Source organism: Rhodococcus pseudokoreensis (assembly GCF_017068395.1).
Lineage (GTDB): Bacteria > Actinomycetota > Actinomycetes > Mycobacteriales > Mycobacteriaceae > Rhodococcus_F > Rhodococcus_F pseudokoreensis.
In genome coordinates this window covers 5,581,631-5,604,866 of record NZ_CP070619.1, presented here as the reverse complement: position 1 = coordinate 5,604,866, position 23,236 = coordinate 5,581,631, and the positions used below count along the sequence as shown (strand labels likewise).

The window sequence follows — 23,236 nt, the reverse complement described above, 5'->3', positions numbered from 1 at the left end:
TCGTGAGCTACTACAAGCAAGCTCGCCGCAACAGCACTGCGGAGCAACATTTTTCACGCCATTCGAAGCGTCTGACTGCCGATCTCGAGATGATGCGTGTGCTGGGATTGGACGACTACCTCAAACGAGAGGCGGTCGACGACGCAGCCACCGTCCGAAGACTCGTTCTCGTTCGCGCCGCAATTGGCAGCACCGTCGAGCGGACGACGACACCGTCGGGCAAGGACCGAATGTAGTCGATGAAGGAACGCTTCATTCCCCACCGCAGCTCGTTCGACGACCAGTCGCGATCAGGATTACCCATCTGCAGCGGCTCCTGACGAGGTCTTCTTCTCGCGTCGGGTCACCCAAGGCTTGGCGACGTAGTGTGCCGCGGCTTCCGTCAGGGGTGCTCGCGTCGCGCTTGCTCATACTGTCGACAAGGTCTACCTGGCGCTGTTTCCATTGCTCCAGTGTCCGAGTTGATCGAGCCAGTCGAGTGACTGCACCCGACAAAGGCCGCTCGGGCCAGCTCACGTCCTCGGTAGTATCAAGGACTCGCTGCAGCGAGTCGCGAACCCCCGCACTTGGCATAATCACCGTTCTGCCACGATTTGATACGCGGTCGACTCCAGACTTTGGCGAAGCAGAGGATGTCCTCGTATTCTGCTCGGTCGAACACAGGGACTGACCAGCCGCGATTTCTCGATAGACCGCGAGGCCCACGGCCTCGAGGCGTGCAGCGCATGGCTGTGTTCGGGTCCCAGGGGATGTGTCAACGGTGGCAGTTCGATGCTGTGACCACAGAATGCCGCCGTCCGGCCTTGCCATCCACGGGGTGAGAAGTTTATGGTCAGTCCATTAGCATGAGAGGAGATCAGGATGCCGATCAGAGTGGGATTGTCGGTCACGGATGCACTCCTCGTCCCGAAACCCGCAGATCGGCGACTGCTCCTCGATTCCGCCGCGGAGGCGGGTCTCGACCACATCACCGTCGGGGACCACATCAGCTTCCACGGCGGAACCGGGTTCGACGGCATGGTGTCCGCGACGTCGGTGCTGTCGACCCACGACACGTTGTCGGTGGTCATCGGCGTGTACCTGCTCGGACTGCGACACCCGATGCTCGCCGCCCGTCAGATCGCGACGCTGTCGCAGATCGCGCCCGGCCGATTGGTCCTCGGCGCCGGCGTCGGTGGTGAGGACCGCTCCGAGATCTCGAACAGCGGGGTCGACCCCAGCACCCGCGGCCGTCGCCTCGACGAAACCCTCGAGGTGCTGCGCGCCGTCCTCAGCGGCGAGGAAGTGACCCATCACGGCGAGTTCTTCACCCTGGACCGGGCACGCATCCTGCCTGCGCCGCAGCCGGCGGTGCCGATCCTCATCGGCGGCCGGGGCGAATCCGCCATCCGCCGCACCGCCCGCTACGGCGACGGCTGGCTGGGCATCTTCTGCACTCCGCGCCGGTTCGCCGAGACCCGTACCGCCATTCTCGATGCGGCAGCGAAGGAAGACCGGGCACCCGCCTCGTTCGGCGTCAACGTCTGGTGCGGGCTCGACAAGGATGCCGCGGTCGCGGACCGGCTCGTCGGCGAGAAGATGCAGGCGTTGTATCAGTTACCGCGCGACAAGTTCCGCCATCTGGCACCCGCCGGAACACCCGAGCAGGTGGCCGAGTGGCTGAACTCGTTCGTCGAGGCAGGTGCGGACAACATCACGCTGGTACCGGCAACCACGTCGATGGAGGCGGCCATCGAGCACGCGGCGTCCGTCCGCACACTTCTGCTCGCCCATCACAGCTGACCATGGCCCGGTAGAGACGGAAGCGAGGACCACGATGTCCACCTCCGACGCCGATACCGGCCGTAAGCGGCTGCCGCTCAGCGTGTTCGACGAACTTCTCGACGATGCCGCGGTCGCGATCGACTGCCTGTCCGCGATCGTCCGGGTCTGCTCGGAGGCCACCGGCAAGGCGGTGACCCTGTTCGATCGCCAGGGACACGTCGTCGCGTCCACCCGCCCGGAGGCCGGCAGGCAGACCACCTTCCCGCCGTTACGCGACATCGTGCGCGGGCACACCACGACGACCCCGCCCAGTGCGGACCCGGTGCTGCTGCCCGCCGAACTCGGCACCGGGTTGTCTCGCCGGAAGATCCTCAGCGCCGTCGTCGAGCGCGGAGAGCACCTCGGGTGGCTCGTCGTGGACGAACAGCCGACGCCGTTCCATCCCACGGACGAGTACGTGACGTTGCGCTGCGCCCGCCGCATCGGAGCCCAGTTCCTCACCCAGCGCCGCATCACCCGGGTCGCGTGGAACGCGAGATCGAACCTCGCCCGGCAACTCGTCCGGGGTTCCGGCGCCTGGAAAGACCTCGCGGCCGGCGCCGAGTACCTCGGCGTGAACGTCTACGCACGCCGCGCCCTGGTGTACGTGCGCGATTCCGAGGGCGCCCCCGAGGATCTCGACCGTTCCCTCGCCGAATACACCGAGCGCGCACTCGGCCAGGAGGTGCTGTCGACCCGGGGTTCCGAGGGGATCCTCCTGCTGATCGAGGCACCCGCGGGGGCGGCGTCCCCGGCGGTCGTCGGGCGCATCACGTCGACCCTCGAGGCCGCGGCCGCCGAATTGAGCCCGGCGAGCGGACTGATCGCCGGAGTGTCGTCGGTGTACGAACCCGATTCCTTCGCCCGGGCGTACCGGGAGGCGCGGGAGGTCGTGCGCTGCATCGACCGCTTCACTCACGGCGCGCGGCACCGCGTTCTCGCGGTCGACGACCTGGGACCGGCCCGGCTCTTCCTCGCGAACGGCGAGGTCTCGGCGATCCGGCACTTCATCGACGACATGCTCGGCCCACTCCTCGACGACGACGCGGCAGCGGCGACCGAACTGATTCGCACGCTGGCCGTCTGGTTCGAGCAGAATCGCGGGATGCGCCGCACCGCCGCCCGGTTGGGTGTGCACGAGAACACCGTCCGCCTCCGGCTGTCGCGGGTTCACACCCTCACGGGACTCGACGTCACCGGAGACGCGTCCCATCAATTGAGCATCCAGACCGCACTTCTCGTCCTCCGATTGCGCGACCACCCGGCCTTCCACCTCGAAAGCCGTTGCGCCGAAGCGCGGGACGACAACACCGTGCGCGCAGACGCGCTCCCCGACGAACGGAGATCCGCATGACCGACCCGCGCCGCCGCAAGGCACTCGTGACGGGCGCCGCACGCGACGGCAGTATCGGCAAGGCCATCGTGGCCCGGCTCGAGGCCGACGGGATGGACGTCGTCACCCTCGACCGTGCACCCGGGTGCACCTACCGGGCCGACATCGCCTCCGACGAGTTGCCGGCCCTCGACGACATCGACGTCTACGTGGCCAACGCCGGGCTGACGACGATGTTCGGCGCCGCACACAGCATGTCGATCGACAAGTGGCGGAAGGATCTCGACGTCAATCTCACCGGGACGTTCCGGGTGCTTCAGCAGTGCCTGCCGGGGATGCGCGAACGACGGTACGGGCGTGTCGTCGTCATCTCCAGCACCGCAGGCACGCAGGGCATGCCGGCGCAGGTCTCGTACAGCACCACGAAGGCCGGCCTGCTCGGTCTGGTCAAGACGGTGGCGGCCGAGAACGTCTCCCTCGGCATCACCGCCAACGCGGTCCTGCCCGGGATGACCGCGAGTTCCGGCATTCTGTCGATGCCACAGGACATCCAGGACGCGTGGCTCGCGTCGATGCCCAACGGATTCGTCGACCCGTCCGACATCGCGGACGCCGTCGCCTTCTTCGCCTCCCCCACCGCCCGCAGCGTCACCGGCCAGTTCCTCACCGTCGACGGCGGCGACGGCCTCAACACCCGCACCGTCACCTCCTCGGTGGTACAGCGCTGATCACGGCGTTCAGTTCACCAGCACGCCGCCGTCGACGGGAAGGCTCACCCCGGTCAGATATCCCGATGCGTCGCTCGCCAGGAACACCACCACCGCCGCGATGTCCTCGGGATCGCCGATCCGGCCGAGCGGTATCCGCGCGTCGATGATCTTTCGCTTGTAGTTCTCGCTGTAGTGCGCTGTCGCCTCGGACGGAAACACCCCCGGCAGAATGGCATTGACACGGATTCCGCTCGGCCCGAGTTGAGCGGCGAGGTCGCGGGTCAATCCGAGAACGGCCGCCTTGCTCGCGCTGTACGCGGCGGCGGGCATCTTCGCCGTCGTGAGAGCCATGACGCTGGAGACATTCACGATCGAACTTCCCCGGCCCATCACCCGCGCACACGCCTGGATCATCCAGTAGGAGCCGTGCAGGTTGACGTCGACGACGGACCGGAAGTGGTCGGGCGGGTCCTGCGTCACGTGATGGTATTCGCCGCCGGTGCCCGCGTTGTTCACGAGGACATCCACCCTCCCGAACGCCTCGACGGCGGCCTCGACCAGGCGATTACATTGGTCCGCCTCCGTCACGTCGGTGTGCACCGTGATCACGCGGGGGTTGTACTTTCGCACCTGGTCCGCGGTCGCCGCGAGTTTGTCGCCGCGCCGGGCGCCGAGGACGACGTCCGCGCCCGCCTGTGCGAGCGCGAGGGCGTATGCCACACCGAGTCCGGACGACGCCCCGGTCACGATCGCCACCTTGCCGTGCAAGGAGAATCGCTCCAGCGTGTTTCGGTTGCGGGCGGTATTCGACATACGAAAGCTCTACCACGCACCTCATGGCAGCCGAAGTAAGCACGAAGGAGCCGCTGTGGGTTTCTTCAGCGGCGATCGCTTTCGTGCTTGCGGCACCGCCGGACCGGACCGATTGTGGACTCGTGACGGAATTCGACGTAAGCACTCTGACCGCCCGCGCGACCGAGGCGGCCGGTCGCCGATGGCCGGGATCCGCGATATCGGCGCCCTCGGCGCTGCCTGGTGGCGTGTCGAGCCTGACCTACCGGGCCGTACTTACGCGCCCCGGCCTGCCCGACGCGGGCATCGTCCTCAAGATGGCACCCCCCGGACTGGAACCGGTCCGCAACCGCGACGTCCTCCGGCAGGCGCGGATCATCCGTCTCCTCGGCGCGGCGCCTGGCGTCCGGGTGCCGTCGATCCTCTTCGAGGAGAACGGAACACCCGAACGGCCACCGTTCTTCGGCATGACCCTCGTCGACGGACAGTCCTACGAACCGCTCCTCGACGAAGCCGACTCCCCGCCGTCCGCCGACACGGTTGCCGTCCGCGCCCTCGAAGCCGCCGGGATGCTCGCGCGGATGCAGAACCTCGACCCCGGCGCGCTGGGAGTCGGGGACGAACCGGTCGTCACCGTCGCGGAGGAACTTGCGCGCTGGCAGCGCCTGCTCGATACCGTCGATGCCGACATCGCGCCTCGTCACGCCGAACTGCACGCCGCGCTGGCGGACCGCATCCCGGCGCCGGTCGCACCCACCCTGCTCCACGGCGACTACCGACTCGCGAACATGCTGTTCGCCGGCGAAAACCTCGCCGCGATCATCGACTGGGAGATCTGGTCCGTCGGCGACCCCCGCACCGATCTGGCGTGGTTGCTGATGCACACCGACCCGGTCCACCGGTTCCGGCGCTCGCGGTCGGCGGCCGACGTTGCGGCAGGGACCGGGATGCCGTCGCGCGGCGAACTCCTGGCGGCCTATAGCGCCGAGCTGGACGGTCCGATTCCCGACCTGGACTGGTTCCTGGCCTACTGCCACTACAAGACGGCGTCGACGATCTCGGTGTTCGTCAAACGCAACCGGCGGCGCGCCGACCCCGACGCATCCCTGGTCGTCGCAGCCGACAGCCTCGCCGAGGTGGTCGAGCGCGGCCTTACCGTCCTCGGCGCACCGGTGGCACCTCAGGCGTAACACCGCGAGGTACCACCTCCGTGACACCGCTCGGTACCACCTCCGTGACACCGCTCGGTACCACCTCGACCACGATCTTCCCGATCGCGGCGCGGTCGTCGAGCGTACGCAGTGCGGTCGCCGCCTGGTCGAGCGGGAACGTGGCCCCGACGTACGGACGGATCCGCCCCTCGGCGGCCAGCGTCTCGACGGCGTCCCGGACCATCCGTAGCGTGCCGGGATACTCGGTTTCCATGTTGTCCATGGTGATTCCCGTGACGGTGAGATTGCGGTGGAGCAGGCGGTTGACCTTGACGGTGGGAATCGAGCCGCCGGTGAATCCGACGACGACGAGTCGCCCGCCCTGACGCAGCGCACGGAGCGAGTCGGTGAACCGGTCGCCGCCCACCGGGTCGATCACCACGTGCACACCGCGCCCGTCGGTGAGCCCGCGCACCTCGTCGAGCCACGGCCCGTCCGACCGCACCACCGCGTGCGCGCGGTGCCGGCGCGCGACCTCTTCCTTCCGGTCGCTGGACACGACCGCGATCGCTTTTACCCCGAACGTGTCCGCGAGGTCGAGCGCCGCGGTGCCGACCCCACCCGCCGCGCCGTGGACGAGCACGTACTCGCCCGGCCGGACCTGCGCCCGGTGCAGCGCGTACCAGGACGTCGAGTAGTTCATGTAGAGCGCCGCGCCTTCGACGAACGACATCGACGGCGGGATCTTCACCGTGTAGTCGGGTAACGCCAGGGCTTGCTCGGCGAGCGCACCGTGCCACACGATTCCGCCGACCCGGTCGCCCGGCCGGAAGTCGGTGCCGACCGGTGCCTCGACCACGACACCCGCGAACTCACTGCCACATACGTATGGTGTGGGCACGCCGTTCTGGTATTTCCCCCAGGTCTGCAGGGGGTCGATGAACGACAGTCCGGCGGCGTGCACGTCGACGAGTAGTCGCTGACCGTCCGCCCGGGGGTGGGCACCCTGCGGTTCGGGTACCTCTGCCAACGTCACGCCCTCCGGGCCGGTCAGTTCCTCGACGACGACTGCTCGCATGAACGTCACTCTCCTCGTGTTCAGTGGAAGTAGGCCACGACCGCGTCCGCGACGCAGGCGGGTTTGTCGTGACCCTCGATCTGGAAGGTCTGCCGGATCGTGAACCGATATCCGCCGTCGATCGGCCGCGCATCCTGCAATCGCGCCGACATGCGGATCCGCGAACCGACGCGGACCGGGTTCAGGAACCGCACCGTGTCGAACCCGTAGTTGAGCCCCAGCGAATGCCCGTTCATCTCGAAGACCTCGTAGAGAAACCTCGGCCCGAGCGAGAGTGTGTACATTCCGTGGGCGATCGTGCCGCCGAATCCGGCCTCCCGGCCCCGCTCGGGGTCGACGTGGATCCGCTCGAAGTCCTCGGTGTCGTGCGCGAACGCGGTGATGCGGTCCTGGGTCACGTCGTACCAGTCCGTCGTGCCGAGGTCGGTGCCGACCCGCGCGACCAACTCGTCGATCCCGTTCAGCTTCAGCATGGCCGCATGCAACCACGGCGACGACGCGCACCGCAGGAACCGTCGATCCGGCACTGGAGAAATCAACAGTGCGGCGCGGCAGCCTCGTGGCCGTGGGTGCCGCCGCTCCCTACCGTCCGATACATCAGGAAACCGAAGCGGAGGACGCCCCATGGACTGGACCATTCCCGACGATGTGCAGCAGTTCGTCACCGACCTCGACGCGTTCATCGATCGCGAGATCACCCCGCTCGAGGCCAAACACCCGCAGTTCTTCGACCACCGCCGCGAGTACGCTCGCACGGACTGGGAACGGGACGGGTTCCCCAAGCAGGAGTGGCGTGAGTTGCTGCTCGAGGCGCGGCGCAGATCCGACGCCGCCGGGTTCTTCCGGTTCCCGTTGCCCCGGGCGCTCGGCGGCAACGACGGGAGCAACCTCGCGATGGCAGTCGTGCGCGAGCACCTCCTCACCCGAGGCTCCGGTCTGCACTTCCCGCACGCCGACGAGGCATCGGTGGTCGCGAACCTCCCCCTCGCGCTCGTGTTGCACGAATACGGCACCGCCGAGCAGCGGGAGCGGTACCTCGAACCGCTGATCCGCGGCGACATCGAGATCGCGTTCGGTCTCACCGAGCCCGGGCACGGCAGCGACGCGACGTACCTGGAGACGACGGCCCGCCGTGACGGCGACGACTGGATCATCAACGGGGCGAAGCGCTTCAACAGTCTCGTCGACTGCTCCGAGGTCGACCTCGTGTTCGCGCGCACGTCGGGACAGGCCGGCAAGGCGGACGGGATCACCGCGTTCCTGGTGCCGACGGACGCGCCCGGGTTCTCCGTGCCGTTCAACCACTGGACGTTCAACATGCCCAGCGACCATTCGGAAGTCCATCTCGACGACGTGCGGGTCCCGGCGGGCGCAGTGGTCGGCGAGGTCGGCCGCGGTCTCGACTGCGCGCAGCTGTTCGTCCACGAGAACCGCATCCGGCAGGCGGCGTCGTCGCTCGGCGCAGCGCAGTACTGCATCGACGAGAGTGTCCGGTACGCGCAGGAGCGGGTCGTCTTCGGCAAGCCGCTGCACGAACACCAGGGCATCCAGTGGCAGCTGGTGGAGCTGCAGACCGACGCCGAGCTGATCCGCAACACCATCTACAAGACCGCGGCCATGATGGACGAACTCGGGAAGACGGCCGTCACCGACAAGGTCGCGATGGTGAACCTGCGCAGCAACCAGCTCGCGTGCCGCGCGGCCGACCGCGCCATCCAGATCCACGGCGGCGTCGGTTACACCCGCCACAAGCAGTTCGAGCACATCTACCGCCACCACCGGCGGTACCGCATCACCGAGGGCACCGACGAGCTCCAGCTGCGTCGCATCGCGAGCAGGATGTTCGATTTCGGGTCACCGAGAGGAACGGCTGTGGGAACCACGTAGCGTCTTTTGGTCTGTCCTTTACATTTGGACTGTCCATATGCTCTCATGCTGTGACGAGCGCCACTCATGTGACTCGCCCGCACCCCACGTCCACTGTTCGACCATCGACATCGATCGACAGGAGCTCCCATGAGCACAGCGTCCACGCGGCATTTGAACCGCTGGTGGTACGTCGTCACAGGCTTTATGACTCTGCTGTTCGGCACGACGGCGGTCAACGTTCTGTTCAACATCCTGGGCAAGCCCATGACCCAGGAGTTCGGCTGGGAACGAAGCGTTATAAGCAACGGTCTGTCCATCGAAACGGTGCTGGTGGGTATCAGCATCGTCATCCTGGGCTTCCTCATCGACCGGTACGGGCCCAAGATCCCCTCGGTTCCGATGTCGCTGGCGTTCGGAATCGGCCTGATGCTGATGTCCGTACTCCCGAACAATCAACTCGCCTTCTACCTGCTCTGTGTGGTGATCGGCGCCGGGGCGGGCGCCGTGAACCCGGTCGCGCACTCGACCGTGGTGAGTGCGTGGTTCCAGGACCGTCGCGGCATGGCGCTGGGCATCCTCATGGCCGGCCTCGGCTCGTGCGGTGTGCTGATGCCGTATCTGGCCAACTGGATGCTCGGCATCGGCGGATGGCGCCTGGCTTTCCTGGTCATCGGCGCCTTGTGCACGGTCATCCCGGCCGCCGTTTACGCCTTCGTCACCCGCATGCCGGCCGAACACGAGGCCGAGCGCATGGCCGCGCGTCAGCAGGGCCGGATGGCCGGGGAATCGCTGCTCACCGTGGCGAGGAAGTACCGGCAGTTCTGGCTGCTCTCCATCGCCATCTTCTTCGTGTCGTCGGCAACGTTCGGGCTGATGTCGCAGATCGTGCCCATGACCACCGACAAGGGCATCAGCCAGGGCACCGCCGTCTCGATCCTGTCCGTCCTCAGCCTGGCGTCGGTTTCCGCCCGCCTGCTGGCCGGCTACCTGCTTGACCGGTTCTACGCCCCCGCCATCGGCTCGGTCATCTTCGCATTGTGCGCGGTCGGCGTCTTCCTGATGATCACGTCGTCGCAGGTCGGCATGTTGTTCCTCGGCGCCGCCCTGATCGGCCTCGGCCTGGGGTCCGAGGGCGATCTCGCCGCCTACATGGTGAGCCGGTACTTCCCCAAGCACTCCTACGGCCGGGTGCTCGGATTCATCTACTTCCTGTACGCGCAGGGGTCGGCGTTCGGCATCTTCCTGCTCGGGCAGGTATACGGCGCCACCGGTTCCTACAGTGCCGGCGCGCTTCCGATCATCGCCCTGGTCGGCATCGCCATCGCGTGCCTGCTGATGATGGGTTCCTACCGCTTCACGCTGGACCACCGCGAAATCGGCGCCGACAATGTGACCATAGAACAGAAGGAGCACGTATGACCGACGCATTCCACGACGCCCTGGTAACCGGGGCCACCGATGACATGCCGGAGAGGTTCTTCGACCGGTTCATGTTCAACCTTCATCCTGACGGCGGCACCGCGCCGTCGGTGATCCTCGGCGCCGGGGTCTATCCACCGCGGAACGTCGTGGACGGTTTCGTCGTCCTCACCACGGAGACCGAGCAGCGTAACCTGCGCTTGTCCACCGAGCACGACGCGACCGACGCCGCCTCCGTCGGGCCGCTGAAGTGGGAGACGCTCGAGGACAACACGACCTGGCGAATCCAGCTGGGTGAGAACAAAACCGGACTCGAACTGGACCTGGTCTGGCGCGCCCGGGCACCGTATTGGCTCGGATCGGTGGACGTGGAGAACACCGACGGCAACGTCACGTCGTTCGACCATCTCTTCCAGCCCGGGCGCTACGAAGGCACCCTCACCCTCGACGGAACCACCACCGACGTCGGCGGGTGGTATGGCCTGCGGGACCGCTCCCGCGGGGTGCGCACCATGTCCGGCGGACAGGGCCTGCACATCTGGTACCAGGCGCAGTTCCCGGACCGCACGTTCGGGTTCCTGCTCGTCGAGGACCGCCGAGGTGGCCGAATTCTGCTGGAAGGCGCCGTCATGCACGACGACGGCCGACTCGACGACATCACCGACGTCCGGCACGACCTGGCGTTCACCGCGGGCAACGACCTCACCGGGGGGACGATCGAGGTCGTGACGGCCGGCGGCGCAACCTACCGCATCGGCGCGGACGCCTCCGCCGGCGGTGGGTACATGGCAGGCGGCGGCTACGGCGGACACCACGGCAAGGTCCGTGGCCGCGACTTCCAGGAGTTCGACGTCTATCCGCTCGACGGATCCGTGGGGCCGACAACCCTCGACTCGGCCCTGACCGACCGGTGCTGCTCGTTCGAGTGGAACGGGCAGACCGGCTACGGGATCTTCGAGTTCGCCCTGTCGCGGTCGTCGTCCTACACGTACCGCTCCAGCATCGCGACATAGTCCGAATCCGACTCTGCCCCTGCATCTACCGATAGATGCAGGGGCAGAGTGCTATTCGTACTGCGCTATTGCCGGAACGCGTCCAGGCCCTCGCTGGCCATCCGCACCATGTGGTCGGCCAGCCCGGCGGTGCGGGTCACCTTGGCGGGCCAATACGCGATCGAGAAGATCATGCCCAGGCAGGACTGGGTTGCCACCGAAACCTCCGCCGGTGACGCGGCGGGAATCGACCGCGCAACCGCGGCCTCCCACCCCTGGACGTACTGCTTGCGCCTGCGGTTGATCGCCTTCCGCCACGGGTCGACCAGCGACCGGTCTTCACGCTGGCTGACGTTCACGAGATGGCGGTGCCGGGCAGCATAGAGAGCGTGGTGGCGGATCATCCGCTGGAGATCTAGATCCGCATCCTCGTGCACGGGTTCGGTGGCGCCGATCAACTCGTCCATCGCCTCGTCGAACAGCGTGGCCAGAATCTCGTCCTTGCCCGAGAAATGACGATAGATGGCAGGACCACTCAGGCCGGCACGAGAGCCCAGCTCATCGACGCTCGTTCCGTGAAAGCCTTTTTCGTAGAACAGCTCTGCGGCGGTGTCGAGAATCTTCCTGTTCCGGTCCACAGCTGCATTCTAGCACTCGTTGTTAACGATCGTTATTATGGACCGATGACGTCACCAGCCGGAATCCCCTCATACCACCAGGTGGTTGCACTGCCCCGCGAGTGCGGGCCCGTGCTCGTTCCGTCCGCCTACGAGGACGAGAACGGCCACATGAACATCCGCCACTATTTCGATCTCGAGGCGCAGGCGATCGCGGAAGTGTTCGATCGGATGGGCATCACCGACGACTACCGCACCACTCGTGGCCAGGGGTTCTTCACCGCGGAGCATCACATCCGCTACTACGCGGAAGTCCACGTCGGCGATCGCATGTCGGTGCACGCACAGATCGTCGAACGCTCGGACAAGGTTGTCCACGCGATGGCGTTTCTCGTCGACGACACCACCGAACGCCTCGCCAGCACCCTCGAGGTCATCGCGACTCACGTCGATCTCACCAGCCGCCGAGTGGTCCCGTTCGCCGCCGACGTCGCGGACGCCGTCGACCGGGAACTGGCAGGCACCGACGTCGACTGGCCCGCCCCCGTGTGCGGCGCGATGGGCGTCCGCGCCAGGGCCGCGCGGTGACGGCGCAGGGTTGGCGGCCTCCCACCCTGCATCGACGCTCACCTTCTCGGTTCTCGCACTCGCTGTGCGTTTGTTGCCAGGGTGGTCGTGAGACACATCGTGGCAAGGGCGCGGGGAAGCGAGTGATGCATGATCGACATCGAGATCGGACGCACCCCGACCGGCGGGAGGCAATTCCCGATTGCCTTTCGGCTCGAGTTCATCCACCAATGGGATGCTGCGACCGCCCGGGGCGCCAGGACCAGGTTGCTGCGCGAGCACAACCTCAACCGGGCCACCGTGCGGCGTTGGCTGCGCAGCCGTGACGAGGGAGAATTCACGGGACTGACGTCGGTCACCCGAGAAGAGAGGTCGCTGCGCCGAATGGAGAACGCCGACCGTGCCGAACTTGCACGACTACGCAAGGAGAATGCGGCACTCAAACACAAGGTCGCCCAGGGTGAGGCCGTGCAGGAAATTCTGGGAAAAGCGTACGAGCTCTTGGAGGGGATTACCACGAGCTCGACGACCGACGACGAACCCGAGATCCCGCCGGCGCTGCTGAGCGCCACCGAGTACGCGAACTGGCTCGAACGCAACAAACTGTACTGATCGAGTTCGTCGACGAGCTCGCCGCAAACGGGATCGGGGTCCGCGCCGCGTGTGGGCTGGTCGGGCTGCCACGCTCGACGTACTACCGGCTCACCCGCAACTACCGGCACTACCGGCCGGTGACCGACCCGATACCGCAGAAGAAGCGACGGCAACCGGCCGCGCTGACCGCCGATGAACTCACCGCCATCATCGCTGTGCTCGAATCCGACGAGTACGCCGAACTGTCTGTGGTGCAGACGTATTGGCGGGCGTTCGACGCGGGAAGGGTCGGTTGCTCGGAGCGGACCTTCTACCGGGTCGCGACCGAACAGAACATGGTCGGCGATCGCCGACGCAGGAAATACGGTGGTGGCTCAACTCCTCGGCACAAGCCGATCGTGCACTGCGGGCGGGTCGGGGACTTGTGGTCCTGGGATGTCACCGAGCTACGCGGCCCCCGCACACAGGACCGCTACAAGCTGTATCTGGTGATCGACCTGTATCTGGTGATCGACGTGTTCTCTCGGTATCCGGTGGCCTGGAGGATCGAGTACACCGAGAACACCGACCTGGCGGTGCAGATGTTCGCGACCGCCATCGCCGAACACGGGGCGCCGGGGGTGGTGCACGCCGACAACGGATCGATCATGCGTGCCCACACCCTCGTCGATGCGCTTGCGGGCGACGGTGTGCTCACCTCGTATGCCCGGCCGCGGGTCAGTGACGACAACCCGTTCTCGGAGTCGCTGTTCAAGACCATCAAATACGACCTGAGCTGCCCGCTCGTGTTCGACAGCATCGACCATGCCCGCGACTGGACCGCCGAGTTTCTCCACCGCTACGCCACCGAACACCGCCACAGCGGACTCGGCCGCCACACCCCGGCGGCCATCCATGCCGGCACCGCTGCCCTCGACCGGCAACGGCGCCAGCAAGCGCTCGACCGCTACTGGTCGCAGCATCCCGAACGGTTCCGGGCCAGACCGGTAGCACCAGCCCTTCCCGGACCGACGGGAATCAACACCAACGTGTCTCAGACAGGTTGACAACTTCCGTGTGGGTGCCGACAGGGGGTGCGGGAGCGCAGAAGTAGTGCGTGCACCACCTGTATTTATCCAATTATGTTCGTGACCAACCGAATTCAGCAGGCAAGCATGTCCCGAAGCCCCGGCAGCCCACTACGGCTCGTCACACGGGCTCCGTGCGAGTCGATTTCGTCAAATCCCACTTTGTGCAGAAAAGCACGAACCCATCACCGCAGGTAGAAGCGTTTTTCGCACTCCCCCTTGAAAACGCTCGTTATCAGCGCTACCTTCGTCATAAGGTAAGACCAAAAGAACTTCGCGGGCGGCTCACGCTCCGCGGGCAACAGGAAAGGACCAACAGGTCGATGAGTGACTTCACGAGTGACTTCACGGATGTGACGTACGAGGTCGAGAACGGACTTGCCTGGATCACGATCAACCGGCCCGAGCGGTACAACGCGTTCCGTGCGCGGACGGTCGACGAGTTGGTGAAGTCGTTCAAGAAGGCTTGGGGCAGCTCCGAGGTCGGGGCGATCGCGCTCACCGGCGCCGGGGAGAAGGCGTTCTGCTCGGGTGGCGACCAGAAGCAGCGGATGGAGACCGGCGACTACGGCCCGTCCGACAGCGGTTTGTTCGAGGTCGAGGCTCTGCACCGCGTACTCCGCGACGTGCCCAAGCCCGTGATCGCCGCGGTCAACGGTGTCGCGGTCGGTGGCGGCCACGTGCTGCACCTGCTGTGTGATCTGTCCATCGCCGCCGACCACGCGATCTTCGGGCAGAACGGGCCGCGCGTGGGATCGTTCGACGCCGGCCTCGGCACCGGCTACCTGGCGCGGGCCATCGGCGAGAAGCGTGCGCGGGAGATCTGGTTCCTGTGCCGCCGCTACAGTGCCGAGCAGGCCCTCGACTGGGGTCTGGTCAACAAGGTGGTGCCCGGTGACCAGTTGCGGGCCGAGGTCCGTGCGTGGGCCGACGAGATTCTGCAGCTCTCGCCGACGGCGCTGAAGGTACTCAAGCAGTCGCTCAACGCCGACACCGAGCACTTCATCGCACAGGGCAACATGGCCTATTCGACGCTCAAGTTGTTCGGTGAGTCGGCCGAGGCCATCGAGGGAATCAGCGCGTTCAACGAGAAGCGCAAGCCCGACTTCTCGAAGTTCCGCGGGGCCTGACCGTTCGGGGAGGCGGGGCGTACACGCCTCGCCTCCCGTCGGCCGCGCTGATCGAAACCCTCCCCCTTAGCGAGAGAGCATCCGCCGCTATGCGTTTCACCCGAGAGCAACAGGAGTTCGCGGTCGCCGTCCGCGAGTTCTGCGCCGCCGAATGCAAGACTCTCCAGCAACGGGATGCGCTGACCGAGGGCGGCACACTGGCGAACAGCCCCCTCATCCTCGAGAAGTTCGCCGGCCTCGGCTGGCTCGCCGTCTCGCTGCCGGAGGAGTTCGGCGGGGGCGGCGCCGGAATGGTCGAGGAATGCATCTTCCTGGAGGAATCCGCCCGCGGCCTCGCACCCATCACCGCCTACTCCACCGGTCTCACGGCCGCGCAGACCTATCTTCGCTACGGCACCGAGGAGCAGAAGCGCACCATCGTCGGCAACATGGCCGCCGGCAAGCTCGAGGCGATCGCCCTCAGCGAGCCTGGCGCAGGCTCCGATCTCGGCGGCGTCCGGATCAAGGCGGAACTAGTCGACGACCACTACGTCATCAACGGGCAGAAGACGTGGATCTCCGCGGCCCACGTAGCCGAGCACATCCTGCTCCTGGCCCGGACCGACTCCTCCGGCAACAAGCACCAGGGTCTGACCCTGTTCATGGTGCCTGCCGACGTCCCGGGCCTCGAGATCCGCGAAATCCAGACCATGGAAGCCCGGACCTGCAACGACCTGTACTTCACCGACGTCGCGGTCCCGGCGAGCGCAGTCGTCGGCACACCGAACCAGGCGTGGCGCCACCTCATGCGCGGACTGAGCGTCGAACGTCTCATCATCGCGACGATGGCACTGGGCGGCGCCCAGCGTTCGCTCGACGACCTGATCGCGTTCGTCACCGAGCGTGAACAGTTCGGCCAGAAGATCAGCAGCTTCCAGGCCATCCGGCACCGGATCGCGGACCTCGCCACCGATATCGCCTTCGCGAAGTCCTTCGTGTACGAGGTCGCCGAGCGGATCGACGCGGGCGAGGAGGACAATCTCAACCGCGAGGGCTCGATGGCCAAGCTGAGATGCACCGAGATCGCGAAGAAGACCGCACTCGAGGCGATGCAGATGATGGGCGGCTACGGCTACACCCGCGAGTACGGCATGGAGGAGCAGGTTCGCCGTTCTCTGGCGCCACCGATCTACGGCGGTACCAACGAGATTCAGCGTGAGATCATCAGCAAGAGCCTGGGCCTGTAGCCCTCGTTCCCCATCGTAAGGACCATCGCATGACCACCACTCCCTTCACCTCCGACGCACTCGCGGGCAAGCGCGTCCTCATCACCGGCGGGGGCACCGGACTCGGCCGCGGCGTCGCGCGCCACCTCGTGGACCACGGCGCCGAAGTCCACCTGTGGGGCCGCCGTCCCGCCGTACTCGAGGAAGCCGCGGCGGAGGCGTCCGTGTCCCGGCCCGGTTCGGTCCACTGGCAGACCGTCGACGTGCGCAAAGCAGATCTCGTGTCGGCCGCGATGGACGAGATCTGGACGCTCCACGGTCCGCTCACCGGCGTGATCAACAACGCCGCCGCGAACTTCATCGCTCCCACCGAATCACTCAGCCCGCGTGCCTTCGAAGCCGTCACCTCCACCGTGATGAACGGGTCGTTCAATACCACTCACGCCGCGGGCCGCCGCTGGATCGAAGGCGGGACCAAGGGCGTCGTCCTGTCGACGCTCACCACCTGGGTCTGGAGCGGATCCGCGTTCGTCGTCCCGTCCGCGATGGCGAAAGCCGCCGTGCACTCGATGACGATGTCGCTCGCCGTCGAATGGGCGCGGTACGGGATCCGCCTCAACGCCCTGGCCCCGGGACCCATCCCGACGGACTACGCGTGGGAGATGCTCAACCCGACCGAAAAAAGTGCCGTCGGCGCGACCCAGGCCGACCAGGTGCCGATGGGCCGGATGGGCACGATGGAGGAACTGGCCAACCTCACCATCTTCCTGCTGTCGGATGCCTGCGATTACCTCACCGGCCAGACCATCGCCATGGACGGCGGCCAGATGCTTGCCGGCCCCGGCACTTTCGCCGGCCTGACATCGATGAGCAACGAGGACTGGGCCACCGCCCGGGAAAAGAGCAAGGCCGCCAGCGAAGCCGCCAAGTCGCAGCGCGGAGTCTGACCCCTCATCACACACCGGGCCTGCCAGTCGGTGACGACACGTCCCGGCCGGCAGGCCTTTCTCATGTGCGCTCGTAGTCCGCGCCCTATTCGCCGGAAGAGACATGACAACCGACAATTTCCAGGCACTTCCGTTCATCTCGGCGGGTGCCGAAGCACTGTTCCGGGTGGCTCCCGTGATCGGCGACGCCACTCACGGCAAGTCTCAGATGCAGACCGGACCGTGGATGTCCGACCACCGCGGCCTTCCGTGCCGCGGCGCTCTCGGTGTCCTGATGGACGACGTCACGGGATACCCGATCGCCGCCCGCATCCCGGCCGGACATTGGGCCGTCACGACGGAACTTCACCTCGACTTCTCACGAAACCCGGCGGTCGACGGTTCGATCCTCCATGCGGCGAGCAGCGTCGTCTCATCCGACGCGGATGGCGGCCTGGCAACCGGCCGGGTCGTCGACGAGTCCGGGCAGGTCGTGGCCATCGCCAGCGCTCGCCTCCGGTTCGTCGCCGCGGAGGTACAGACCGGAACCGCTCCCGACGACGTGCCACCCATCGGGCCGAGCGCGTCCTCGATCATCGAACTGCTCGGCGCCCACCACCGACGGGACAATGCCGCCGCAGGGCTGGAACTGGAGGCCGCCGAATCGCACTGCAATCCGCTCGGCAACGTCCACGGCGGCATACTCCTGTGCGCCTCCGAGATCGCCGGCCACTCTGCGGTGACACCGGAGGCCGAGTTCCAGACGACCTCGATCGCCATGGCGTTCGTGCGCCCCTGCCCGGGGACCGAGCCGCTCACCTTCGCTCCCCGGGTCCTCTACCGTGGCCGCAGCTTCGCCGTCGTCCAGGTCGTCGCGCGCAATCGAGACGGAAAGACCTGCACCACAGCGACGGTCACGTGCCATCGAGCCTAATTTTGTTTCGAACACACGAACACGGCCGGTAGCGAAGTCACTCGCTACCGGCCGTGTCGCCGCGTGATCACACCACCGACGGCGCCAGTTCCGCGGTCCGGTGTGCGGCGTCGAGGAAGGACCGCACGAGGGCCTCGTCGCGGTAGTACTGGTCGCCGACTCCGGCGACGGCGCGGCGCCGCCCGTATTCGTACAGCACCGCCAGCTTCCACAGGGCCAGCGCCGTGTACCAGTTCAGGTTCGACAGGTCGGCGCCGGTGGCCGCCGCGTACCGCTGGGCGAGTTCGTCCCGGGTCGGGTACCCGTCCTCGAGCACGGCGGTACCGAGGTCCTCGGTCGGTGTGCGTTCCTCCCCCACGACGGGATACGACGCGAGGAAGTAGCCGAGATCGAACAGCGGGTCGCCGATCGTCGCGAGCTCCCAGTCCAGCACTGCGGCAATACGTCCCGGTGAATCGGGAGCGAGGATGACGTTGCCGATGCGGTAGTCGTTGTGGATGATCGCCGCACCGGATTCGGCGGGCACATTGGCGCCGAGCCACGCGTCGATGTCTGCGAACTCCGGCGGCGGCGTCCCGTCCTCGGCCGCGACCAGCCTGCCCATGCGGCGCAGGTGACGTTCGTTGAATCCTTCCGGGCGGCCCAGGTCGCCCAGGCCGGCGGCCTGCCAGTCCACCGCGTGCAGTGCGGCGAGCGTGTCGATCAACGCCTCCCCGATCCGGCGTCGATCCGCCGGCGCACTCAGCGCGGACGGGGTCTCGGTGGTGACCACCGGCCCGGCGACGTAGTCCATCACATAAAACGGGACATCGAGCACGTCGCCGGTCTGGCCGACGGCGAGGACGTCCGCCACCGGCACGCCGCTCCCGGCGAGACCGCCGACGAGACGGGCCTCCCGCAGCATGTCGTGGGCGCCCGGTGGAATCGGCGGAGGAGGCGGGCGGCGGACGATCACCTGACGGACCCCGTCCGAAACGAGGAACGTCAGGTTGGAATGTCCGTCGCCGATCCCCGCGGTCGTGAGCGGACCCTCAGTGATCCCGCGGTCGCGCAGGAACGACTCCAGCGCACCGAGCGTGTCGGGCGTCCATTCCCAGGTCATGCGCTCGCCTCCATCCATGTCGTCATCAATCGATCCTTACTGGCCGGTGAAGCGTGGCGCCCGCTTCTCCTTGAACGCCGCAAGCGCCTCCGGCATGTCGGCGCCCCTGGTGAGCAGCGCCTGGCCCCGGTTCTCCAACTCCAGGGCCGCCGCATACGACGTCACTTCCTGGTTCCGCTGCAGCGCCCGCTTCGACATCCGGACGCCGCCCGGCGAATTCGATGCGATCGCCTCGGCCACCGCGACAGCCTCGTCGAACAGGTCCTCGCTCGGCACCACCCGGTTAGCCAATCCGATCCGGGCGGCTTCCTCGGCGCCGACGAAACGCGCCGTGTAGGCGATCTCCGCGGCCCGGCCGGGTCCGACGAGCCGGGTGAGCTGCCACGACGTGCCGAGCTCGCCGACGGACAGTCCGACCTTGACGAATGCCGCATTGAACTTCGCGGTGGGCGCCACGAGCCGGATGTCGCAGGCGAGCGCGAGCGCCAGCCCGCCCCCGGACGCGGCACCGTGAATCGCGGCGATCACCGGGAACGGCAGGTGGTGCAGCGCCGCCAGGCCCCCGGTCGCGGTCTCCTGGAACCTGAGGAACTCCCGCACACCCATTTCGGTGATCACGCTGATCTCGTCCAGGTCGAAGCCCGCGCAGAACACGCGATCGCCCGCACCGCGGATGATCAGCGCCCGCGCGTCCGTGTCGCGCAGCGCGTATGCGACGGTGTTGAACTCCTCGAACATCTTCACGACCATCGAGTTCATCCGGTCCGGCCGATTGATCGTGAGAACGACGATCTTGCCCTGCAGCACCTCGAGGGTGAGGGTCTCCAGCTGCGGCGGCACGTAATTGCTCAGCACCGCGGTATTCTCGCGCGTATCCGTCTGCGTCATCTGGATCACCGTCCCGTGAACGTAGGGCTGCGCTTTTCCTTGAACGCGGCCAGGGCTTCGGGCATGTCGTCGCCGCGAGTGAGCAATGCCTGCCCGCGATTCTCGAGTTCGAGCGCGGCGGCGTACGACGACACTTCCATGTTCGCGTGGAGCGCACGCTTCGACAGCTGCACACCGGCAGGGGAATTCGCACTGATGAGCCGCGCCATCGCGAGCGCCTCGTCGAGCAGCGACTCGGCGGGAACGACCGCGTTCAGCAGTCCGAGGGACTCGGCCTCCACGGCCTCGATGAAGCGGCCGGTGTAGGCGAATTCGGCTGCGCGTGCCGGGCCGATGAGACGGGGCAGGTGCCACGACGCGCCCAGATCGCCTGCGGACAGACCGATCCGCACGAACGCCGCGTTGAACCGTGCCGCCGGCGAACCGATCCGGATGTCGGCGGCGAGCGACAGGGACAGTCCACCGCCCGCGGCCGCGCCGTTGACCGCCGCGATCACGGGGACGCGGATGCTGCGGATCGCCGAGAGGGCGCGCGCCGCCAGTTCCTGCTGGTCCAGCATGCCCATCGGCGTCAGCGACGACAAACCTTCGGCGTCGTCGAGGTCGAATCCGCCGCAGAACGCCTTGCCTGCGCCGGTGAGGATCACGACGCGGAGGTCGTGTTCGTGATCCAGTTGCAGCGCAACCCTCTCCAGTTCGATGAACATGGTGTTCGTCATCGAGTTCATTCGTTCGGGGCGATTCAACGTCACGACGGCGATGCCGGGTTCCGGCCGGTCGAGCGTGAACGTTTCCCATGTCGTGGGCTCGGTCACGAGGTCACTCCTTCTCAATTCGACGATCCCAGTGGTCGCCGCAAGTCTTTTCGTTGTGGTCCGGACACCCGTCCGGCCGGGTCAGGTCCCCGCGGCGGCCTCGCGCACCGCACCCGAGCGCAGCCAGTCTGCGGCGCGGCCAGGGTCGATCCCCCAGTCGGTCAGAATCTCGGTGGTGTGTTCGCCCGGCAACGGCGGACGGCGATCTACTGCGGCCGCAGTGCGGCTGAATCGCGGCGCCGGCGCGGGTTGGACGAGACCGTCGACGTCGACGAACGCATCACGGGCGACATGGTGCGGGTGTGTCGGCGCCTCGTGGACGTCGAGGACGGGCGATATGCAGGGCGTGAGCCCCTCTCCCGCCTCGAGCCAGTCTGCGAGCGTCCGGCCGCGCACGGCGTCCGCGAAGATCTTCTTCATCTGCGGCCACTGCGATCGGTCGTTCTGCTCCGGGAGGTCGTCCGGGAGATCCAGCAGCGCAACGAGGTCGGCGTAGAAGTGCGGTTCCATCGCTCCGACGGCCAGCCACTTCCCGTCCGCGGTCTCGTAGGCGTCGTAGTAGGGCGCACCGCTGTCGACGATGTTGGTGCCGCGTTCGGGGTTCCACGTTCCGGTCTGCGCGAAGCCGAAGAAGGGCGTCGCGAGGAGTGCGGCCCCCTCGACCATCGAGGCGTCGACCACCTGGCCGAGTCCCGACCGCTGCCGTTCGAACAGCGCCGACAGCAACCCGAACGCGAGGAGCATTCCCCCGCCACCGAAGTCGCCGATCAGACTGAGCGGTGGTGTGGGCGGCTGGCCCTGCCGTCCGATCAACGACAGGGCGCCGCTGAGCGCGACGTAATTGATGTCGTGGCCGACGTGCTGAGCGAGCGGTCCGTCCTGACCGAAACCGGTCATGCGTCCGTAGATCAGCCCGGGATTACGTGCGGCGCAGTCGTCCGGTCCGATGCCGAGTCGCTCGGCGACCCCGGGCCGGAAGCCCTCGATCAAGATGTCGGCGTCCGCCACGAGCGAGAGCACCACGGCGGCGCCGTCCGGATGCTTGAGGTCGACTGCGAGTGAGCGGCGACCTCGGTGCAGCAGTTCGGTGCGAAAGTCGGCGTTCGGACCGACCAGTCCTGGATCTGCGGCGCGGTCCACGCGAATCACGTCGGCGCCGAGGTCGGCGAGGAGCATGGCACAGAAGGGGCCGGGCCCGATCGAGCCGATCTCGACCACCTTCAGGCCCGACAATGGGCCGGTGAACGAGCGTTTCATGGTGTCCTGCACCATCTACCCGCCTCTCGTCGGCTTTTGGTCTGATAATAATACCTTGAAATCGTTCGTGGTGGAATCCCCCCGCCGTCGAGGCCCGGTGTGCGCGCTGACGACCAGCACGACGGAGAGCAGTACGACCGCTCCCCCGATGACCAGGACGGGCGTGACGGGCTCGGACAGGACTACCGACCCGAGTGCAACAGCCACCACCGGATTCACATACGTATGGGTGGCCACCAGCGGCAACGGTGCGTGGTGCAGCAGCCACGCGTACGCGGTGAATCCGACGATCGAGCCGAAGACCACGAGGTAGCCGAACGCGCCCCACGCGCGGAGTCCGATCTCGCCGTGCAGTCGTTCCCCTGTCGCAACCGACGCGAGCGTCATGGCCGCGCCGGCCGCCAGAAGCTGGTACGTCGCACTGACATACACGTCGCGAGGCAGCCAGATTCGGGGCTTGATCCACGACCCGAACGACCAGGACACGCTGGACAACACGATGACCGCCACGCCGACGAGCGGGAGTCCTGCGTGCTCACGACCGTGCGGCAGCACCAGGACTGCGAGACCGATCAGCCCCACACCGACGCCGGCCAATTCGAGAACCCGTGGACGGTCACCGGACAGCGTGCGGTAGATGCAGATCCACAGCGGCACCATGGCCACGAGGAGCGCCGTCACCCCGGAGGGCACGCCGTGCAGCTGGCCGACCGAGGTCAGGCCGTTTCCGCAGGCGAGCAGCAGCACACCCAGGAAAGACGCGCCTGCCGTTTCCCGCCAAGAGAGGCGCAGCCGCCGCCAGCCGCCGCGAAAGGCCAGAAAGGCGGCCATCAACAGAGCGGCAAGGAGGAAACGTGCACCCATCGAGCCGAGCGGAGGGACCTCGTCGATCACCAGCCGGATCGCGAGATAGATCGATCCCCAGATCACATAGACGAGGAACAGCGCCAGCGCGATCGCACCCCGCCCGGCACGCGCCGGCATCAC

24 protein-coding genes are annotated in these 23,236 nt (G+C 66.9%); 15 read left to right on the top strand and 9 right to left on the bottom strand.

Annotated features, from left to right (window positions below):
* The first annotated feature begins 2 nt into the window (after positions 1-2).
* From JWS13_RS30810 to JWS13_RS30795, 4 genes are all read left to right on the top strand, one after another.
* Positions 3-236: a hypothetical protein gene (locus JWS13_RS30810; protein ID WP_206009149.1), complete on the top strand. Its 234-nt coding sequence runs from the start codon at positions 3-5 to the stop codon at positions 234-236.
* 625 nt (positions 237-861) lie between these two features.
* Positions 862-1,782, top strand: coding sequence for an LLM class flavin-dependent oxidoreductase (locus JWS13_RS30805; RefSeq protein WP_206009148.1), 921 nt, complete (start codon positions 862-864; stop codon positions 1,780-1,782).
* Positions 1,783-1,816: 34 nt separating this feature from the next.
* The gene (locus JWS13_RS30800) at positions 1,817-3,157 is read left to right on the top strand and encodes a PucR family transcriptional regulator (protein ID WP_206009147.1); all 1,341 of its coding nucleotides are present in this window, start codon (positions 1,817-1,819) and stop codon (positions 3,155-3,157) included.
* Positions 3,154-3,864 (top strand): SDR family oxidoreductase, encoded by a 711-nt coding sequence (locus JWS13_RS30795; protein WP_206009146.1) that lies wholly within the window; start codon positions 3,154-3,156, stop codon positions 3,862-3,864. Before JWS13_RS30800 ends, JWS13_RS30795 begins: the two co-directional genes overlap by 4 nt.
* A 9-nt stretch (positions 3,865-3,873) precedes the next feature.
* On the opposite strand, the gene JWS13_RS30790 is transcribed toward JWS13_RS30795, so the two are convergent.
* Positions 3,874-4,659, bottom strand: a complete 786-nt coding sequence (locus tag JWS13_RS30790) for an SDR family NAD(P)-dependent oxidoreductase (protein ID WP_206009145.1) — start codon at positions 4,657-4,659, stop codon at positions 3,874-3,876.
* A 122-nt stretch (positions 4,660-4,781) separates the two neighbouring features.
* On the opposite strand from JWS13_RS30790, the gene JWS13_RS30785 reads away from it, so the two are divergent.
* Complete coding sequence (locus JWS13_RS30785; RefSeq protein ID WP_206009144.1) at positions 4,782-5,828, top strand: phosphotransferase family protein; 1,047 nt, start codon at positions 4,782-4,784, stop codon at positions 5,826-5,828.
* Here the strand turns inward: JWS13_RS30785 and JWS13_RS30780 are convergent.
* Positions 5,791-6,867, bottom strand: a complete 1,077-nt coding sequence (locus JWS13_RS30780) for an NADPH:quinone oxidoreductase family protein (RefSeq protein ID WP_206009143.1) — start codon at positions 6,865-6,867, stop codon at positions 5,791-5,793. The genes JWS13_RS30785 and JWS13_RS30780 overlap by 38 nt on opposite strands.
* Before the next feature lie 20 nt (positions 6,868-6,887).
* Positions 6,888-7,340, bottom strand: a complete 453-nt coding sequence (locus JWS13_RS30775; RefSeq protein WP_206009142.1) for a MaoC family dehydratase — start codon at positions 7,338-7,340, stop codon at positions 6,888-6,890.
* Positions 7,341-7,491: 151 nt separating this feature from the next.
* Between JWS13_RS30775 and JWS13_RS30770 the strand changes: the two genes are divergently transcribed.
* The 3 genes from JWS13_RS30770 to JWS13_RS30760 all read left to right on the top strand — a co-directional run bounded on the left by JWS13_RS30770 (position 7,492) and on the right by JWS13_RS30760 (position 11,168).
* A complete protein-coding gene (locus JWS13_RS30770) occupies positions 7,492-8,754 on the top strand; it encodes an acyl-CoA dehydrogenase family protein (RefSeq protein ID WP_206009141.1) in 1,263 nt (420 codons plus the stop codon).
* 129 nt (positions 8,755-8,883) lie between these two features.
* Complete coding sequence (locus JWS13_RS30765) at positions 8,884-10,155, top strand: MFS transporter (RefSeq protein WP_206009140.1); 1,272 nt, start codon at positions 8,884-8,886, stop codon at positions 10,153-10,155.
* Positions 10,152-11,168: an Rv3169 family protein gene (locus tag JWS13_RS30760; RefSeq protein ID WP_206009139.1), complete on the top strand. Its 1,017-nt coding sequence runs from the start codon at positions 10,152-10,154 to the stop codon at positions 11,166-11,168. Before JWS13_RS30765 ends, JWS13_RS30760 begins: the two co-directional genes overlap by 4 nt.
* 65 nt (positions 11,169-11,233) lie before the next feature.
* Here the strand turns inward: JWS13_RS30760 and JWS13_RS30755 are convergent, their stop codons facing one another.
* Positions 11,234-11,785 carry a TetR/AcrR family transcriptional regulator gene (locus tag JWS13_RS30755; protein ID WP_206009138.1) on the bottom strand — a complete coding sequence of 184 codons (552 nt, stop codon included), beginning with the start codon at positions 11,783-11,785 and terminating at the stop codon, positions 11,234-11,236.
* A 45-nt stretch (positions 11,786-11,830) separates the two neighbouring features.
* On the opposite strand from JWS13_RS30755, the gene JWS13_RS30750 reads away from it, so the two are divergent.
* The 7 genes from JWS13_RS30750 (at position 11,831) to JWS13_RS30720 (ending at position 18,187) form a co-directional block, all read left to right on the top strand.
* Entirely contained in the window at positions 11,831-12,352 is a 522-nt protein-coding gene (locus JWS13_RS30750; RefSeq protein WP_206009137.1) for a thioesterase family protein, read from the top strand.
* 129 nt (positions 12,353-12,481) lie between these two features.
* Positions 12,482-12,943 carry a hypothetical protein gene (locus JWS13_RS45645; RefSeq protein ID WP_241032401.1) on the top strand — a complete coding sequence of 154 codons (462 nt, stop codon included), beginning with the start codon at positions 12,482-12,484 and terminating at the stop codon, positions 12,941-12,943.
* A 119-nt stretch (positions 12,944-13,062) separates the two neighbouring features.
* Complete coding sequence (locus tag JWS13_RS30740) at positions 13,063-13,971, top strand: DDE-type integrase/transposase/recombinase (RefSeq protein ID WP_241032400.1); 909 nt, start codon at positions 13,063-13,065, stop codon at positions 13,969-13,971.
* A gap of 344 nt (positions 13,972-14,315) precedes the next feature.
* Positions 14,316-15,122: an enoyl-CoA hydratase-related protein gene (locus JWS13_RS30735; protein ID WP_160099962.1), complete on the top strand. Its 807-nt coding sequence runs from the start codon at positions 14,316-14,318 to the stop codon at positions 15,120-15,122.
* Between the two features lie 89 nt (positions 15,123-15,211).
* Positions 15,212-16,348, top strand: coding sequence for an acyl-CoA dehydrogenase family protein (locus JWS13_RS30730; protein WP_206009136.1), 1,137 nt, complete (start codon positions 15,212-15,214; stop codon positions 16,346-16,348).
* Positions 16,349-16,377: 29 nt separating this feature from the next.
* Positions 16,378-17,274: an SDR family oxidoreductase gene (locus JWS13_RS30725; RefSeq protein ID WP_087560771.1), complete on the top strand. Its 897-nt coding sequence runs from the start codon at positions 16,378-16,380 to the stop codon at positions 17,272-17,274.
* A gap of 103 nt (positions 17,275-17,377) precedes the next feature.
* Positions 17,378-18,187, top strand: coding sequence for a PaaI family thioesterase (locus JWS13_RS30720; RefSeq protein WP_206009135.1), 810 nt, complete (start codon positions 17,378-17,380; stop codon positions 18,185-18,187).
* A gap of 67 nt (positions 18,188-18,254) precedes the next feature.
* On the opposite strand, the gene JWS13_RS30715 is transcribed toward JWS13_RS30720, so the two are convergent.
* The 5 genes from JWS13_RS30715 to JWS13_RS30695 all read right to left on the bottom strand — a co-directional run bounded on the left by JWS13_RS30715 (position 18,255) and on the right by JWS13_RS30695 (position 23,236).
* On the bottom strand, positions 18,255-19,289 hold the full coding sequence (locus JWS13_RS30715) for a phosphotransferase family protein (protein WP_206009134.1): 1,035 nt from the start codon (positions 19,287-19,289) through the stop codon (positions 18,255-18,257).
* Positions 19,290-19,325: 36 nt separating this feature from the next.
* Entirely contained in the window at positions 19,326-20,177 is an 852-nt protein-coding gene (locus JWS13_RS30710) for an enoyl-CoA hydratase/isomerase family protein (RefSeq protein WP_206009133.1), read from the bottom strand.
* 5 nt (positions 20,178-20,182) lie between these two features.
* Positions 20,183-20,992, bottom strand: a complete 810-nt coding sequence (locus tag JWS13_RS30705; protein ID WP_206009132.1) for an enoyl-CoA hydratase/isomerase family protein — start codon at positions 20,990-20,992, stop codon at positions 20,183-20,185.
* Positions 20,993-21,073: 81 nt separating this feature from the next.
* Positions 21,074-22,264, bottom strand: a complete 1,191-nt coding sequence (locus JWS13_RS30700) for a CaiB/BaiF CoA transferase family protein (protein ID WP_206009131.1) — start codon at positions 22,262-22,264, stop codon at positions 21,074-21,076.
* Complete coding sequence (locus JWS13_RS30695) at positions 22,265-23,236, bottom strand: EamA family transporter (protein ID WP_206009130.1); 972 nt, start codon at positions 23,234-23,236, stop codon at positions 22,265-22,267.

Coding starts and splice junctions, on each gene's coding strand:
- JWS13_RS45645 (WP_241032401.1), top strand. CDS start 12,482: ATGATCGACATCGAGATCGGACGCACCCCGACCGGCGGGAGGCAATTC.
- JWS13_RS30760 (WP_206009139.1), top strand. CDS start 10,152: ATGACCGACGCATTCCACGACGCCCTGGTAACCGGGGCCACCGATGAC.
- JWS13_RS30715 (WP_206009134.1), bottom strand. CDS start 19,289: ATGACCTGGGAATGGACGCCCGACACGCTCGGTGCGCTGGAGTCGTTC.
- JWS13_RS30790 (WP_206009145.1), bottom strand. CDS start 4,659: ATGTCGAATACCGCCCGCAACCGAAACACGCTGGAGCGATTCTCCTTG.
- JWS13_RS30765 (WP_206009140.1), top strand. CDS start 8,884: ATGAGCACAGCGTCCACGCGGCATTTGAACCGCTGGTGGTACGTCGTC.
- JWS13_RS30780 (WP_206009143.1), bottom strand. CDS start 6,867: ATGCGAGCAGTCGTCGTCGAGGAACTGACCGGCCCGGAGGGCGTGACG.
- JWS13_RS30700 (WP_206009131.1), bottom strand. CDS start 22,264: ATGGTGCAGGACACCATGAAACGCTCGTTCACCGGCCCATTGTCGGGC.
- JWS13_RS30805 (WP_206009148.1), top strand. CDS start 862: ATGCCGATCAGAGTGGGATTGTCGGTCACGGATGCACTCCTCGTCCCG.
- JWS13_RS30795 (WP_206009146.1), top strand. CDS start 3,154: ATGACCGACCCGCGCCGCCGCAAGGCACTCGTGACGGGCGCCGCACGC.
- JWS13_RS30735 (WP_160099962.1), top strand. CDS start 14,316: ATGAGTGACTTCACGAGTGACTTCACGGATGTGACGTACGAGGTCGAG.
- JWS13_RS30800 (WP_206009147.1), top strand. CDS start 1,817: ATGTCCACCTCCGACGCCGATACCGGCCGTAAGCGGCTGCCGCTCAGC.
- JWS13_RS30770 (WP_206009141.1), top strand. CDS start 7,492: ATGGACTGGACCATTCCCGACGATGTGCAGCAGTTCGTCACCGACCTC.
- JWS13_RS30710 (WP_206009133.1), bottom strand. CDS start 20,177: ATGACGCAGACGGATACGCGCGAGAATACCGCGGTGCTGAGCAATTAC.
- JWS13_RS30720 (WP_206009135.1), top strand. CDS start 17,378: ATGACAACCGACAATTTCCAGGCACTTCCGTTCATCTCGGCGGGTGCC.
- JWS13_RS30725 (WP_087560771.1), top strand. CDS start 16,378: ATGACCACCACTCCCTTCACCTCCGACGCACTCGCGGGCAAGCGCGTC.
- JWS13_RS30750 (WP_206009137.1), top strand. CDS start 11,831: ATGACGTCACCAGCCGGAATCCCCTCATACCACCAGGTGGTTGCACTG.
- JWS13_RS30730 (WP_206009136.1), top strand. CDS start 15,212: ATGCGTTTCACCCGAGAGCAACAGGAGTTCGCGGTCGCCGTCCGCGAG.
- JWS13_RS30775 (WP_206009142.1), bottom strand. CDS start 7,340: ATGCTGAAGCTGAACGGGATCGACGAGTTGGTCGCGCGGGTCGGCACC.